The organism is Microbacterium sp. MPR-TSA4, from assembly GCF_058792815.1.
On the sequence record NZ_JBXAFF010000031.1, the window covers coordinates 1 to 13,559 of the forward strand.

A 13,559-nucleotide genomic window follows, 5' to 3' on the forward strand; every position below is an offset into this window, starting at 1 on the left:
CGCCCGCCCCGCCCGCGAGGTCGTCACCCTCGTGATGGATGCCGGCACCAGCGCCGCCGGCCCGGCGACCGTGTACCCGGTGCCGGGCGCGATGGCCGCGGCATCCGTCATCGACGCCGGCGCCGCCTGGTCGAGCGTGCGTGCCGCGTCCGGCCCCACGCGGCGCGTCTTCCGCGTCACCGTCGATCCCGACCAGGGCGGCGATGACCCCTTGGCTCTCGCGGCGCGCGACCTCACGCGGCTGTGGCCGGGCATCGGCGCGATCCGGGCGAGTGCGCAGCGCACCGCGTTCCTCGCACCGCCGTCGTCGACTCTCGGTCACGCCGAGCGTGCGGCCGCCCAACGCGCCCGCATCGCGCCGCTCGGGCGCATCGTCGCGGTCGGGGAGGACCTGGCCGGAGGCGGCATCTCGAGCGTCGTCGCCGACACGATCGACGAGGTCGAGCGCGTCCGCCACGATGTTCTGTGGGGCCGGCCCTAGCACAGCGCGCCCCCGCGGGACAGCCCCGCACCGATCGGATGCCGGAATCGGAATATGGGGCTACCCTGGAGGAACGAAGCACCACGGGCTCGAACACGAGGAGACGCCATGAGGGGCAAGATCGGGATCGTCGTGGGACTCGCCGCAGGCTACGTGCTCGGCTCCCGCGCCGGGCGTGAGCGCTACGAGCAGATCAAGGCGGCGTCTCTCAAGCTCTGGAACACCCCGCCGGTGCAGAAGCAGGTCGTCAAGGCGAAGGAGCTCGGAAAGAGCGCCGCGCTCGCCTTGCCGAGCGCGTTGTGGGACGGGGCCGTCAAGGTCACCCGCGCGGCCGGCAAGGGCTCGACCCCCGGACAGAAGCTCGATTCCGCGCTGAAGGCGGGGCGCGCGTCGGCCGACGACGTCGCCCGCGGGGCGGAGAAGACGGCGGCCGAGGTCAAGAAGGCAGCCGACAAGGCCGTCGCCGACGCGAAGAGCGAGGCCAAGAAGGTGGCGGGCGACTGAGATGGCCGCATCCCGAGGGTTCCGCGATCGCTCCGACGACAGCCTGCTGACACTCGTCGGCGAGGTCCCCGAGCTCGTCCGCAACCTCGTCGTCGCCGAGGTCGACTCGGCGAAGAACTGGGCGAAGAAGGCGGGCAAGGATGCCGGCATGGGCGGCGTCTGGTTCATCGTCGCGCTCTTCTTCCTCTTCTGGTCGCTGCCGGCACTGGCCGCGTTCGCCATCATCGGGCTGTCGTCGTGGATGCCCGCGTGGCTCGCGAGCCTCATCGTCGTGGTGATCGCCCTCGTGGGAGCGGCCGTGTTCGCCTGGCTCGGACTCCTGCGGTTCAAGCATCTGAGCCGCTCGACCAACCCCGTCGACGCCGTGAAGGTCGACGCGCGCATCGTGAAGGACGTGGCCGATGAGTTCTGACCAGCCCATTCCGCGCACCGCGGTCGCCCTCGGGATCACCGACCCGGTGGAGAGCGCCCGCGCCGAGCTCAAGGCCGCCCTCGCCGCGATCGAGGAGAAGGCGAACGTCCCGAAGCGGGTCGCGAACGCCGCCGACCGCGCGGTCGGCCACGCCCGCCGGTTCGCCCGCCGCAAGCCCGCTCCGGCGACCGCCGCCGTGCTGGGAGCCGCCGCGCTGGTGGGGCTCACGGTATGGGGCATCGTCCGCGCCTACACCCGCTGACCCCGCGCGGCGCCCGCACGCGCGCGATATTGCGTGTCGGCGAGGCGCTGTCAACCCGTGTCCGCGCGTCCCGCGCCCCGGGGTATGCTCGTGTCTCAGGCAGCGGCAATGGTGCGCAAGCTGCCGGCAACGACGACCCGAGCCGCGCAGCCTTGGCGTTCGCGCGTGCACGCCCCGTCGTTGCCGGACGCGCGAAACCGTGTGTCCCGACTGAGCATCACGAGAGTCGAGCATGATCCCTGACCCGCACGCCGCCAAGCCCCTTAAGGGGTGGCGAGTGCTCGTGCCCCGCGGTGGACCGTGGGGCGACTCCGTGGCCGCGACGTTGCGTTCCCAGGGTGCCGTGCCGGTGATCGCCCCCCTCATCAACTTCGCCCCGTCGACCGACCAGGCCACCCTCGAGACGGCCCTCGCCGACCTCGCCGCCGGCGCGTTCGACTGGGTCACCCTCACGAGCGCGACGACGGTCGACGTCCTGTACGCGTACCGCGCCGTCATCCCGGCGACCACGCGCGTGGCCGCGGTCGGCGAGACCACGGCGGCCGCACTCAGCGCGGTCGGGTACCGCGTCGACCTGGTGCCCGACGATGACAACTCCGCCGCCGGGATGGCCGGTCAGCTCATCGATCTCGAGCCCGAGCCGCGGCACATCCTCACCCTGCGCAGCGAGATCGCCAAGCCCGTCTTGACGCGCAGGCTCACCGAGGCCGGTCACGACGTGCGCAGCGTCGTCGCCTACCGCACGGTCGGCGTGCCGGTCACAGAGCGCATCGCCCACGACGTCGCGAACGGCCGCATCAACGCGATCCTCGTCAGCAGCGGCTCGGTGGCCGAGCAGGTGCGGCTGCAGTTCCCCGAGATCCCCGACACGACGGTCATCGCCGCGATCGGCCCGCGCACCGCGAAGGATGCCCGCAAGGTCGGGCTGGGCGTCAGCGCCGTCGCTCGCGAGCAGACCGTCGACGGCCTCATCGCGGCCGTTTCCAGCTTCCCCCTGCCGCACGCCAACGACGAGTTCCACCTCTGAGCGTGCGGGCGTGAGGCGCCCGGATGCCGGTCGTCAGCCGAGGAGCCTCGCGAGGAAGAGCGCCTGCTCGTCCCACTGGAACGCCTGTCCGCCCTCGTGCTCGTTGAAGTCGTAGACCCGCATCTGCTTGTCGTCGCGGTCGACGTGGTTGAAGGCCGCGTAGACGGTCGACGGCGGGCAGACGGGATCGAGCAGCCCGACCGAGAACAGCGACGGCGCGCTCACGCGCCGCGCGAAGTTGACACCGTCGAAGTAGGAGAGGGTCTCGAACACGCCGGCGCTCGCGCCGCGGTGCACCGAGAGGTAGCGCACGACCTCGTGGTACGGCTCGCGGTCGGTCATGCCGATCGCGCGCTCGAAGTGGCAGAGGAAGGGCACGTCGGGCATGACGGCGAGGAGGCCGTCGCTCAGGCCCGCGGCGGCGAGCGTGATGCCGCCGCCCTGGCTTCCGCCCGTCACCGCGATGCGGTCGGCGTCGACGATCGTCAGCGTGCGCGCGGCATCGATGAGGCGCACGGCGTCGGTGAAGACGCGACGGTAGTAGTAGTCGTCGGGTGACTCGATGCCGCGGGTCATGAACCCGTTCGTCGACGGGCCCGTGCCGTGCGGATCGGGCGTCGCACCGGGGGAGCCCCACGTCGAGCCCTGGCCGCGGGTGTCCATGAACAGGTGCGCGTAGCCGGACGAGGCCCAGCCCAGCCGCTCCGTCGGAAGCCCCCGGCCGCCGCCGTAGCCGTTGAACTCGATGACCGTGGGCAGCGGCCCGGCCTCGCCGCGAGGAACGCGCAGCCAGGCCTTGACCGGCTCGCCTCCGTAACCGGGGAAGGTCACATCGAACACGTCGATGGTCGTCAGCACCGTCTCGACCGGCTCCAGCGTCACCTCGCCGCCCGCGGCCCGGGCGCCGGCGAGCGTCCGCGACCAGAAGTCGTCGAAGTCCGCGGGCTCGCGCACGTCGGGGCGGTAGGTCTCGAGGGCGTCGGGATCGAGGTCGAATCGTGGCATAGCGGGCTCCGTGCTGGCGGTCGGACGGGGCGTCTGCTCCGCCGAATCCTCACGATATCGCCTGGCGAGACCGGATCGTTGCCGTGCTGTGAGCATCCGCACATGGCGGCGCTGGCAGACTGATGGCATGGTGACCCTGCTGCTGGACGCGACGCAGCTCGAGGTCGTGCTGTCGGGCGTCGAACGCGCTCTGTCACGGCGATCGGAGAGCGTCCGCGTCGACCGTTCGCACATCCTGAGGGTGCAGCTGACCGACGACGCCTGGACCTGGCTGCGCGGCGTGCCCGCCCCCGGCACCCTCGTGCGCGGGACGGTCGCCATGGGCACCTGGCGTTCGGCGAGCGGGTGCGACTTCGTCGTGGTCCGCCGGCGCCGGCCCGCCGTCGTCGTCGACCTGGCGCCGGATGCCGAGTTCGAGCGACTCGTGCTGACCACGCGCCACGGCCTCGCCCTCGTGCAGGCGTTGCGCCTGGACGGCGACGACGCCCCGGTCGACGTCGCCGAGATCGCCGACCGCGCCTGAGACGGCTCAGGCGACGTCGCGCCGCCAGCTGACGAGATACCCGAGCCCGAGCAGGACGACGGCGTAGGCCAGCAGGATCAGTCCGCCGCCCCACCAGGTCAGCGTCGAGCCGGCGGCGCCGCCGATGCTCGTGTAGATGCTCGCGCCGACCAGCGCGTCGGAGGCGGCTCCCGGCAGGGCGGTCGTGACGGACGAGAGGCCGTCGACGAAGCCCGCCACCGTCCGCAGGATCGGCTCGACGAACTGCGTGAACGCCAGCACCCCGACGACGGCGGCGACCTGGTTGCGCACCAGCGTGCCCACGCCGATCCCGATCAGCGCCCAGAGGACGAACGCCACGACCATCCGCGCGATCATCGCCCAGGTCTCCCCCTCCCCGAGGCGGGTGTCGACGCCGACGAGCGCGAGCGCCCCCGCGCCGATGCCGACGGCCGCCAGGAGGGCCACCACGGCGTACAGCAGCCCCATGAGCACGCCCGCGATCACCTTGCCGCCGAGCGCGACGCCGCGCCGCGGCGTGGCGAGGAAGGTGGGGGTGAGGGTCTTGTGGCGGAACTCGTTGGTGACCAGCAGGGTGCCGATCAGCAGCGGGAAGACGTACCCGACCGAGGTGGCCAGGCTGTACACGAGCGGCGGGACGACGTCCGCGGGAAGGGCGGGCGTGTTCGTGGCGCTCGTGTCGAGCGCGCCCGTCGCGAGCGCACCGAAGGTGGCGGCGAGCCCACCGGCGGTCACGCCGACGTAGGCGAGCAGGACGGCGGCGAGGATCCACCACATCGCGGTGGTGAACTGCTTCGTCATCTCCGACCGCGTCGCGTTCACGATGCTCATCGGTGCGCCCCTTCCTCGTCGTGGCCCGGATCGTCGGAGACGTCCCCCTCGATCGGATCGTCCTCGACGGCGTGCACGTACTCCGTGTCGTCGACGGCCGGCTCCTCCCACGACTCGGCGTCGGCAGCAGGGGCGGCGGCGACGGGAGGAGCGGACACCGGAGCGGACGCCGGCGTGGATACCGCCGCGACGTCCGGTCGCGGGGCGTGCACGCGCGTGCCGTTGACGAGATCGAGGAACACCTCTTCCAGTGCAGGTCCGCGGCGGTGCAGCGCCGACAGGGCGACCCCGGCGGCGGCCGCGACGGCCCCGAGCTCGACGGGCTCGCGGCCGCGCACCGTGAAGCCGGTCCGCAGCGGCGCGTACGCGATGCCCGCGGCATCCAGGGCGCCCGCGAGCGCGGCGCGGTCGGGCGCATCGATCACCGTCGCCACGTCGTCGGGGTCGGTCAGGCCCGCGACGTCGCCCTCGTAGACCAGGCGCCCGTGGGAGATGATCAGCAGCGCCGTCACCGTCTGCTGCACCTCGGCGAGCATGTGCGAGGAGACCAGCACGGTGCGGCCCTCGGCGGCGAGCTGGGCGAGGAAGCCGCGGAGCCACTTGATGCCCTCGGGGTCGAGGCCGTTGGCGGGCTCGTCCAGCACCAGCACCCCCGGGTCGCCCAGCAGCGTGGCGGCGAGGCCGAGTCGCTGGCGCATGCCGAGCGAGAAGCCGCCGACCTTGCGTCCGGCCGCGTCGGCGAGACCCACGAGACCCAGCACCTCGTCCACGCGCGAGGCGGGGATGCCCGCCGCCTGCGCCGACACCGTCAGATGCCCGGCGGCACTGCGGCCGGGGTGGAAGCTCGACGCCTCCAGGGCGGCGCCGACCGTCTGCAGCGGGTGACGCAGCTCCGCGTAGCGGGTGCCGCCGATGGTGGCGCTGCCCGAGGTGGCGCGGACCAGGCCGAGCAGGATCCGCAGCGACGTCGTCTTGCCGGCGCCGTTCGGTCCGAGGAAACCGGTGACGCGTCCGGGCTCGACACGCGCCGAGAAGGAGTCGACCGCGCGGATCGCCCCGAATATCTTCGTCACGTCACGGAACTCGAGGAGGTGTCCTTCGGGCATCGTCGTCCTCTCCTGGAGGCACGCGCAGTCACGTGCCTCTTCCATCCTGCCCGATGCGCGCCCCGACGCCCGCGGAGGCGCGACGCCGACCGCGCGGGTAACGTTGCCAGCGTGAGTGACGCCGCCGAACCCACCGTGCTGGTCCGCACCGACCGCGGGGTGGGACACGTGACCCTCAACCGGCCGCGCGCCATCAACGCGCTCGATCTCGGCATGATCCAGGCGCTCTCCGCCGCGCTGGACCGCTGGCAGGACGACGCCGACATCGATCTCGTCCTGCTCGACGGGGCCGGCGAGCGCGGGCTCTGTGCGGGCGGCGACGTGCGCGGCCTGCGCGAGCAGATCCTGGCCGGGGCGGTCGCGGCCACGGCGGACTTCTTCCGGGCCGAGTACGCGCTCAACGCCCGCATCGCGGAGTACCGCAAGCCGATCGTCGTCGTCGCGGACGGCGTCACGATGGGCGGCGGCATCGGACTGGCCGGGCATGCCGCCGTGCGCGTCGTGACGGAGAGGTCGCGGCTGGCCATGCCCGAGACGCGCATCGGCTTCACCCCCGACGTCGGCGGGTCGTGGCTCCTCGCCCGCGCGCCGGGTCGCCTCGGCGAGTACCTCGCGCTGACGGGCGAGGCGATGGATGCCGCCGACGCCCTCTACGCCGGCTTCGCCGACGCGCTCGTGCCGAGCGAGCGGATCGGCGATCTGCGCGCCGCGCTCGCCGACCGCGCCGATCCGGGCACGCCGGCCGAGATCGTGCTGCTGTTCGACGAGACCCCCGGGCCGTCGCGGCTCGAGGCGGCACGCGGGTGGATCGACGAGGCGTTCTCCGCGCCCCGCGTGGCGGAGATCATCGAGCGGCTGCGCCGCCGCCCCGAGCCCGAGGCGGGGGCGACCGCCGACCTGCTCGAGGCGTCGTCGCCGACGGCGCTGACGGTGACCCTCGCCGCCGTCCGCGCGGCGCGGACGCTCCCCGACCTCCGGGCGGCCCTCGCGCAGGAGTACGGGCTCGTCCTCTGGTTCGCGCAGACCCAGCCGGATCTTCCGGAGGGCATCCGGGCGCAGCTGGTCGACAAGGACCGCGATCCGCGGTGGCACCCCGCCGCGCTCGCCGACGTCGACGACGAGCTCGCCGCGCGCGCCCTGGCCTGGCAGCCGCCCGCGCCCCTGTGGGCGGTCCCGTGAGCCGCAGCCGTGCGCAGCGACGCTGGTCGATCGGGGTCGCGATCGACCAGTTCTTCTTCGTCTTCGCGGGACTGGCCGCGATCTGGCTGGCCTACCTCGGCTTCACCGAGAGCCTCACGATCGGGTGGTGGGGCATCGTCGGATTCATCCTCTTCTGGGTGCTGCTCGCCTACCTGGTCCTCCCGCGCCTGCACCGCATCCTGACGACCGTCTACGTCCCCGACTACTTCATCGGCCGCGCCCGCACGAGCGACGGTCTGCTCGGCGACCCCGTCAACCTCGCCTTCCTCGGCGACGGTGAGCAGATCGAGCAGGCGATGCGCGCGGCGGGCTGGACGAAGGCCGACCCCGTGACGCTGCGGTCGTCGTGGCGCATCGTCACCTCCACGCTCGCGCGCCGCAGCTACCACGAGGCCCCGGTCAGCCCTCTCTTCCTGTTCGGCCGCCAGCAGGACTTCGCCTATCAGCAGGAGGTCGACGGCAACCCCGCCCAGCGTCACCACGTGCGCTTCTGGAAGTGTCCCGACGGATGGCTGCTGCCCGGCGGGCGCCGCGTCGACTGGCTCGCGGCCGGCACCTTCGACACTTCCGTCGGGCTCTCGCTGTTCACGCTGCAGGTGACGCACCGCATCGACGCCGACACCGACGTCGAGCGCGACCACATCGTCGCCACCCTGCGCGCGGGGGAGCCGGCCGTGCACGTCGACCTCATCGCCGACTTCTCGACGGGCTATCACGCCCGCAACGGCGGCGGCGACAGCATCCGCACCGACGGCGACCTGCCCGTCGTCGACGTGCGGGCGGTGACGGCATGAGCGCGGCGGAGGGCGGCCGTCGGCAGCGCCACGAGAAGCGCCCCTCGTACGAGCCCGTCACCCGACTGCTCCAGCCCGTCGCCCACGACCCCGGCATGCGGCGGCCGGCGACCACCGTCGCGGGGGCGGGGCTCGTGCTGCTGAGCGCCCTGGTGGGGATCGTGTCGATGATCGATCTGGCCGTGCACTGGCGTGCCTACGCGGGCGAGCTGGAGCTCGATCTGGACGGGATCGAGGTGACGCCCGACGTGCTCGACGCCTCGCTCCTGCTCGTGCTCGCGGTGTTCGCGATCGGGGCGGCGATCCAGCTCGCGTGCGTGCTGCTGCTCTACCGCGGGAGCAACCTCGCCCGCGTCGCGGTCATGACCGTCGCCACCCTCTCCATCTCGGCCGCCTTCGCGAGCTGGTGGGTGCGCGACCAGGAGATCACGCTCTTCTCGACGCTGCCCGCCCTCGCGCTGGACATCCTGGTTCTGCTCGCCCTGTCCAGCCGCAGCGCCGCCGCCTACGCACGTCGCAACGAGAAGCGCTGAGGGATCCCGTGTTCGACAGTCCGCTCTCCGCGTCCGCCTACGAGGTGCTCGGCGTCGCGCCGGACGTGGCCGACGACGAGCTGCGTCGTGCGTACCGGCTGCGGCTGCGCCAGACCCACCCCGACACGGGCGGCGACGCGGCGCAGTTCGTCCAGGTGCAGCGGGCGTGGGAGCTCGTCGGCAGCGCCGAGGCGCGGGCGGCGTACGACCGCGGGCACGGCTTCGGCGGAGTCGAGGCCGCCGCCTACGGCCCCGACGCCGCGGCGGACGGCGGGTGGCGGCCGCCGGCCCGCCCGGCCGACACGAGGCCGCGGGCCCGCTCGTTCGGACAGCCCGGCGGCTGGCGCCGCGAGCGCTACCTCGACCTGATCCGGGAGTGGGCGGGGCGGGGCACGGCCCTCGCCGACCCCTACGACCCGGCACTCGTGCGGGCGGCGCCCCGCGAACTCAAACGCCTCCTCGCCGACGCCCTCGCCGAGGAGGCGACCGCGCGCATCGTCGGCGAGCTCGGAATGGGCTACACGGTCTGGCACGACGTCGCCGCCGACCCCCGCGACCCGTCGCTGAAGCTGGACCACATCGTCCTCGGCCCCAGCGGCCTCTACGCCCTGCTCAGCGAGGACTTCGGGGGTCCCGTGCGTCTGCGCCGCGGCGAGCTGATCGGCGACGGCGTGGGCGCGCCGATCGCCGACCTCGTGGCGGGGGCGCGGGCGCTCGCCCGCGCGGCCCGCGTGCGGTTCAGCGGCGCGATCGTGGTGCTCCCCGACGACGACGTCGTCACCGCGATCGAGGAGATCGGCAAGGTGTGCGGACTGCCCGTGGCGGTCGTGGCCCGCTCGGCGCTGTCGACCGTGCTGCGGCGCGGCCTCACCGGCGCACGCGACATCGGCGGAAACGAGCTGTTCGACGTCCGCACCCGCCTGCAGCAGACGGTGCGGTTCGTCTGAGGCCGCGGCGTCGCGTCTAGGGTGAGGGCATGGACCCCGCCGCCTGGACCTTCCTGATCCTCGCTCTCGCGGTCGTGGCCTTCGTCAGCGGTCGCGTGCCGCTCGCCCTCGTGTCGCTGGGGGTCGCCCTGGCGCTGTGGGCGACCGGGGTGCTGACGCTGGGCGAGGCGTTCGCGGGCTTCGGCGATCCCACCGTGCTGTTCATCGCGTCGCTGTTCGTGGTGAGCGAAGCACTGGATGCCACGGGTGTCACGGCCTGGCTGGGACAGCAGGTCGTCACGCGCGCGGGCCGTGGACGCGGACGGCTGACGGCGATCATCGGCCTGCTGGCGGCGGTGCTGACCGCCTTCATCTCGATCAACGGCGCCGTCGCGGCGCTGCTGCCGGTCGTGGTGGTCGTCGCGGTGCGCGCCGGCATCGTCCCCTCCAAGCTGCTGATCCCGCTCGCGTTCGCCGCGAGCGCGGGGTCGCTGCTGACCCTCACCGGAACGCCCGTCAACATCGTCGTCAGCGAGGCGGCGGCCGCCGCCGGCGGTCGGGAGTTCGGCTTCTTCGAGTTCGCGCTCGCCGGCATTCCGCTCGTCCTGCTGACCGTCGCGGTCGTCGCGCTCGGCGGCGGCCGGCTGTTGCCGGAGCGGACGGCGGAGCGGCTGGGCGAGGTGGCGCCGGACCCGCGGGAGCACGCGCAGGCGCTCCGCGCGAGCTACGACGTCGACCTCGACACCGGGTTGCTGTTCAGCGCACGCGAGGGCGTCGCCGAAGTGCTGGTCGCGCCGCGATCGCGACTGATCGGACGTACGGTGTCGGCGGGCATGACGACCCGCGGTGAGGACCTCGTGATCCTCGCCGTCCGCCGCGGCGACGACGAGGGCCCCAACGCGTCCCGGGGCACGGGAGTGGCCGGCGCGCTCGTGCTCCAGGCCGGCGACGCCCTGCTCGTGCAGGGACCCTGGGCCGCGCTGACCCGCTACGCCCAGTCGCCGGACGTGATCGCGGTGACCCCGCCCCAGGATCTGCAGCGCGTCGTGCCGCTCGGCCGCGGCGCCAAGCGCGCGATCGGCGTCCTCGGCGCGATGGTCGTGCTCCTCGCGACGGGGCTCGTGCCGGCGGTGGTCGCCGGACTGCTCGCGGCGGGAGCCCTCGTGCTGCTGCGGGTGCTGACGGTGCCGCAGACCTACCGCGCGATCTCGTGGACGACCGTCATCCTCATCGCGGGGATGATCCCGCTGTCGTCGGCGTTCATCACGACGGGGGCGGCGGACATCGTCGCCGACGCCGTGCTGGGCGTCATCGGCTCGGGCTCGCCGCAGCTCGCCCTGCTGGTGCTGTGCGTGCTGACGATGGTGCTGGGTCAGTTCATCTCGAACGTCGCCACGGTGCTCGTCGTGCTCCCGATCGCGGTCGCCATCGCCCAGACGCTCGGCGCGAGCGTGCAGCCGTTCATGATGGCGCTGACGGTGGCCGGCGCCGCCGCGTTCCTCACGCCCGTGGCGACTCCGGCCAACCTGATGGTGATGCAGCCGGGCGGCTACCGGTTCGGCGACTACGGCAAGCTCGGCCTGCCGCTGATGGCGGTGTACCTCCTCGTCGCCGTGGTGTACGTGCCGCTGGTCTGGCCGTTCTAGCGCCGCCGCGTCGAGGCCCGCGGGTCAGTCGGCCAGACCCCACAGCTGCAGCGGGTGGGTCAGACGCCACCACGCGTCCGGATCGGGGATGTCGGCGGTGAGGTGCACGCCGACGGTCGCCGCGTCCAGCGGTCCCGTCACCCGCACCTCGCCGACGGCCGCGTCGACGGTGCGCGCCGCGCCCAGATCGAGGTCCGTCGTCACGGTGGATGCCGCGCCGTTCCACAGGATCACCGCCGCGTCGGCATCCGTCACGATGTTCGCCGTCGCCCCCCACGCGGTCGACACGACGCCCGCGAGGGTGCCGGCCGGCAGGGTGCGCGGCACGGCGACCTCGGCGGCCACGTCGGCCAGCAGGCGCGCCGTCTCCTGGTCGCGGGCCTCGTCGGACGACTGGCCGAGCGCGGTCGCGTAGACGCGCACGGTCACCGCGCCGACGGTGACGTCCTTCGCCGCCAGCAGGTTGTAGAACCCCGCCAGGCTGCCGGTCTTGAGACCGACCACGGCCGGGTCGGCGAGCAGGTCGTTGGTGTTGGTGACCTCGCCGGCCCCGGGAAGCTCGACCGTCCGGGTGCGGACGATCTCCGCCACGACCGGGTGGGCCAGCGCGATCCGCGCGAGCGCGATGAGCGCGGCCGGATCGGCGGCGTTCGCGGGATCGATCCCGGTGGGCTCGGCCAGGGTGATCCCGGGCAGCCCGTGGCGGTCGAGCCACGCGCGCGCGGCGGCCGAGAAGACCTCGTCGGTCGGCCAGATCGTGCCGGCGAGGCGATCCGTGTAGTTGCCGGCCGAGCCGATGAGGATGCCCTGGAGCATCTGATACTCCGTGAGCGAGCCGCCGACGGGCACGTCGAGGGCGGACTCGTCGTTGGCCAGATAGTCGTAGTAGGTGGAGCGGTCGCGCGAGGTGAACGCGAACTCCCGCCCCTGCTCCCCGACGTTCAGCGGCATCTCGTCCAGGATCATCAGCACCGTCACGAGCTTCGAGATGCTCGCCATCGAGACCGCCGCATCGCTGGAGGCGGCCACCGCGTCGATGCCCCCGACCCCGACGGCGCCGGCCCCCTCCGTCGGCCACGCCACGGCGGTCGCCGGCGAGGCGGGACCGTCCGGCTCGATCGCGCGCACCGTCGGCGTGACGGCCCAGAGCGGCCAGAGCAGGGTCGCCGCGGCGTACGCGCCCGCGACGGCGATGGTGGTGAGGATCGGCGCGACCACCCCCGCCCGCAGGGGCGATCGGCGCGGCCGTCTCGTGAGCAGGTCGGGGGCGGGCGCGGTGTTCGCGACGGCGAGCGTCCCCGTCACGGCCGTGTCGTCGAGCCAGCCGAGCGCCTGACGTCCCTCGCGGCCCCGCACGATGACGATGTCGGTCGGTGCGGTGGACTCGCGCAGCGCGCGTCGCGACGGCGGGGGCGCGTCGTCCGAGGTCACCCGCCCAACGTACCCGGTCGCCGCTATACTCGAGCGCACAACCACGGGAGTCCGGTGAGCCGGGCTGAGAGGAAGCGATCCACGCTTCGACCGTCGAACCTGATCCGGATCATGCCGGCGCAGGGAGGAGAGAAACATGCACGCGTCTGCGTCCCCGTCCACCGTCTCGTCGGATGCTGCGGCATCCCGTTCCGCCGCGCGCACCGGCCGCCTGCGCTGGCGCGTCGTCGACATCGTCGTCGCCAGCGTCATCGGTGTGGCCGCCGGTGTCGTCTTCTGGCTGTGGGGCCAGGCGTGGACGCCGCTGAGCAGCATCCTCGCGTTCGCACCGGGGCTGGAGGGGCTGCTGTCCGGCGGGTGGCTGTTCGCCGGTGTGCTCGGTGGTCTCATCATCCGCAAGCCCGGCGCCGCGCTGTACACCGAGGTCGTCGCCGCGGTGGTGTCGATGGCCGTCGGCACGCAGTGGGGCTTCCTCACGCTGGTCTGGGGCGTCGTGCAGGGCATCGGCGCCGAGCTCGGCTTCGCGCTGTTCGCGTACGCGAACTATCGCCTGATCGCGGCGCTCACCTCGGGCGCCCTCGCCGGCCTCGCCGTGGCCCTCCTCGACACCAACTTCTCCTCGATCGCCGCCTACGAGTTCGGGCCGCGAGCGATCTACTTCGGTGCCGCCGTCGTCTCCGGCATCCTCGTCGCGGGTCTGGTGTCGTGGCTCATCGCCCGTGCCCTGGCCGCCACGGGCGCGCTGGACCGGTTCGCGGCGGGTCGAGAGGCACGCATCGCGGACGCGCCCGACGCGGCGTGAGCCCGGCCTCGCTCGCGGCGCCCGCGGCGGTCAGTGCACGAGGGTGGGGCTGGCGTCACGCCGGCCGTCGGCGCTG

General features: G+C 73.3%; 15 protein-coding genes, 1 pseudogene and 1 riboswitch. Of the genes and pseudogenes, 12 read left to right on the forward strand and 4 right to left on the reverse strand.

The features are described 5' to 3' along the window. From AC1Q49_RS11960 to AC1Q49_RS11980, 5 genes and pseudogenes are all read left to right on the forward strand, one after another. Positions 1-481: pseudogene (locus tag AC1Q49_RS11960) on the forward strand (protoporphyrinogen/coproporphyrinogen oxidase); the annotation flags it as partial. A 108-nt stretch (positions 482-589) separates the two neighbouring features. Beyond that, entirely contained in the window at positions 590-985 is a 396-nt protein-coding gene (locus AC1Q49_RS11965; protein WP_060959272.1) for a hypothetical protein, read from the forward strand. 1 nt (position 986) lies between these two features. Next, entirely contained in the window at positions 987-1,397 is a 411-nt protein-coding gene (locus AC1Q49_RS11970; RefSeq protein WP_060959273.1) for a phage holin family protein, read from the forward strand. Then, positions 1,387-1,659: a hypothetical protein gene (locus tag AC1Q49_RS11975; RefSeq protein ID WP_492492378.1), complete on the forward strand. Its 273-nt coding sequence runs from the start codon at positions 1,387-1,389 to the stop codon at positions 1,657-1,659. The genes AC1Q49_RS11970 and AC1Q49_RS11975 overlap by 11 nt, the downstream gene beginning before the upstream one ends. Before the next feature lie 232 nt (positions 1,660-1,891). After that, positions 1,892-2,686, forward strand: a complete 795-nt coding sequence (locus AC1Q49_RS11980; RefSeq protein ID WP_060959275.1) for a uroporphyrinogen-III synthase — start codon at positions 1,892-1,894, stop codon at positions 2,684-2,686. Between the two features lie 33 nt (positions 2,687-2,719). Here the strand turns inward: AC1Q49_RS11980 and AC1Q49_RS11985 are convergent, their stop codons facing one another. Continuing rightward, positions 2,720-3,691 (reverse strand): acetylxylan esterase, encoded by a 972-nt coding sequence (locus AC1Q49_RS11985; protein WP_205282104.1) that lies wholly within the window; start codon positions 3,689-3,691, stop codon positions 2,720-2,722. Positions 3,692-3,818: 127 nt separating this feature from the next. On the opposite strand from AC1Q49_RS11985, the gene AC1Q49_RS11990 reads away from it, so the two are divergent. Beyond that, complete coding sequence (locus tag AC1Q49_RS11990) at positions 3,819-4,214, forward strand: hypothetical protein (RefSeq protein WP_082808084.1); 396 nt, start codon at positions 3,819-3,821, stop codon at positions 4,212-4,214. A 6-nt stretch (positions 4,215-4,220) separates the two neighbouring features. On the opposite strand, the gene AC1Q49_RS11995 is transcribed toward AC1Q49_RS11990, so the two are convergent. Beyond that, positions 4,221-5,045: an ABC transporter permease subunit gene (locus AC1Q49_RS11995; RefSeq protein WP_101305410.1), complete on the reverse strand. Its 825-nt coding sequence runs from the start codon at positions 5,043-5,045 to the stop codon at positions 4,221-4,223. Then, entirely contained in the window at positions 5,042-6,118 is a 1,077-nt protein-coding gene (locus tag AC1Q49_RS12000; protein WP_492492381.1) for an ATP-binding cassette domain-containing protein, read from the reverse strand. The genes AC1Q49_RS11995 and AC1Q49_RS12000 overlap by 4 nt, the downstream gene beginning before the upstream one ends. A gap of 144 nt (positions 6,119-6,262) precedes the next feature. On the opposite strand from AC1Q49_RS12000, the gene AC1Q49_RS12005 reads away from it, so the two are divergent. Genes AC1Q49_RS12005 through AC1Q49_RS12025 form a run of 5 tightly spaced genes read left to right on the forward strand, consistent with a single transcriptional unit; the run spans position 6,263 to position 11,250 of the window. Beyond that, the gene (locus tag AC1Q49_RS12005) at positions 6,263-7,330 is read left to right on the forward strand and encodes an enoyl-CoA hydratase/isomerase family protein (RefSeq protein WP_492492383.1); all 1,068 of its coding nucleotides are present in this window, start codon (positions 6,263-6,265) and stop codon (positions 7,328-7,330) included. Continuing rightward, positions 7,327-8,145: an LssY C-terminal domain-containing protein gene (locus tag AC1Q49_RS12010; protein ID WP_101307137.1), complete on the forward strand. Its 819-nt coding sequence runs from the start codon at positions 7,327-7,329 to the stop codon at positions 8,143-8,145. Before AC1Q49_RS12005 ends, AC1Q49_RS12010 begins: the two co-directional genes overlap by 4 nt. Continuing rightward, entirely contained in the window at positions 8,142-8,678 is a 537-nt protein-coding gene (locus AC1Q49_RS12015; RefSeq protein ID WP_060959280.1) for a hypothetical protein, read from the forward strand. The genes AC1Q49_RS12010 and AC1Q49_RS12015 overlap by 4 nt, the downstream gene beginning before the upstream one ends. 8 nt (positions 8,679-8,686) lie before the next feature. Further along, the gene (locus AC1Q49_RS12020) at positions 8,687-9,625 is read left to right on the forward strand and encodes a DnaJ domain-containing protein (RefSeq protein WP_492492386.1); all 939 of its coding nucleotides are present in this window, start codon (positions 8,687-8,689) and stop codon (positions 9,623-9,625) included. Between the two features lie 29 nt (positions 9,626-9,654). Continuing rightward, entirely contained in the window at positions 9,655-11,250 is a 1,596-nt protein-coding gene (locus AC1Q49_RS12025) for an SLC13 family permease (protein WP_492492388.1), read from the forward strand. Positions 11,251-11,274: 24 nt separating this feature from the next. On the opposite strand, the gene AC1Q49_RS12030 is transcribed toward AC1Q49_RS12025, so the two are convergent. Then, positions 11,275-12,681, reverse strand: a complete 1,407-nt coding sequence (locus AC1Q49_RS12030; RefSeq protein ID WP_492492390.1) for a D-alanyl-D-alanine carboxypeptidase — start codon at positions 12,679-12,681, stop codon at positions 11,275-11,277. Between the two features lie 33 nt (positions 12,682-12,714). Next, a riboswitch (TPP riboswitch) is annotated at positions 12,715-12,824 on the forward strand. Between AC1Q49_RS12030 and AC1Q49_RS12035 the strand changes: the two genes are divergently transcribed. Continuing rightward, positions 12,818-13,483, forward strand: a complete 666-nt coding sequence (locus AC1Q49_RS12035) for an ECF transporter S component (protein WP_060959282.1) — start codon at positions 12,818-12,820, stop codon at positions 13,481-13,483. (Overlaps the previous riboswitch by 7 nt.) Positions 13,484-13,559 lie beyond the last annotated feature (76 nt).

Excerpts from the sequence above, each read along its gene's own strand:
- AC1Q49_RS11965 (WP_060959272.1), top strand. The coding sequence starts at position 590 with ATGAGGGGCAAGATCGGGATCGTCGTGGGACTCGCCGCAGGCTACGTG.
- AC1Q49_RS11970 (WP_060959273.1), top strand. The coding sequence starts at position 987 with ATGGCCGCATCCCGAGGGTTCCGCGATCGCTCCGACGACAGCCTGCTG.
- AC1Q49_RS11975 (WP_492492378.1), top strand. The coding sequence starts at position 1,387 with ATGAGTTCTGACCAGCCCATTCCGCGCACCGCGGTCGCCCTCGGGATC.
- AC1Q49_RS11980 (WP_060959275.1), top strand. The coding sequence starts at position 1,892 with ATGATCCCTGACCCGCACGCCGCCAAGCCCCTTAAGGGGTGGCGAGTG.
- AC1Q49_RS11985 (WP_205282104.1), bottom strand. The coding sequence starts at position 3,691 with ATGCCACGATTCGACCTCGATCCCGACGCCCTCGAGACCTACCGCCCC.
- AC1Q49_RS11990 (WP_082808084.1), top strand. The coding sequence starts at position 3,819 with ATGGTGACCCTGCTGCTGGACGCGACGCAGCTCGAGGTCGTGCTGTCG.
- AC1Q49_RS11995 (WP_101305410.1), bottom strand. The coding sequence starts at position 5,045 with ATGAGCATCGTGAACGCGACGCGGTCGGAGATGACGAAGCAGTTCACC.
- AC1Q49_RS12015 (WP_060959280.1), top strand. The coding sequence starts at position 8,142 with ATGAGCGCGGCGGAGGGCGGCCGTCGGCAGCGCCACGAGAAGCGCCCC.
- AC1Q49_RS12025 (WP_492492388.1), top strand. The coding sequence starts at position 9,655 with ATGGACCCCGCCGCCTGGACCTTCCTGATCCTCGCTCTCGCGGTCGTG.
- AC1Q49_RS12035 (WP_060959282.1), top strand. The coding sequence starts at position 12,818 with ATGCACGCGTCTGCGTCCCCGTCCACCGTCTCGTCGGATGCTGCGGCA.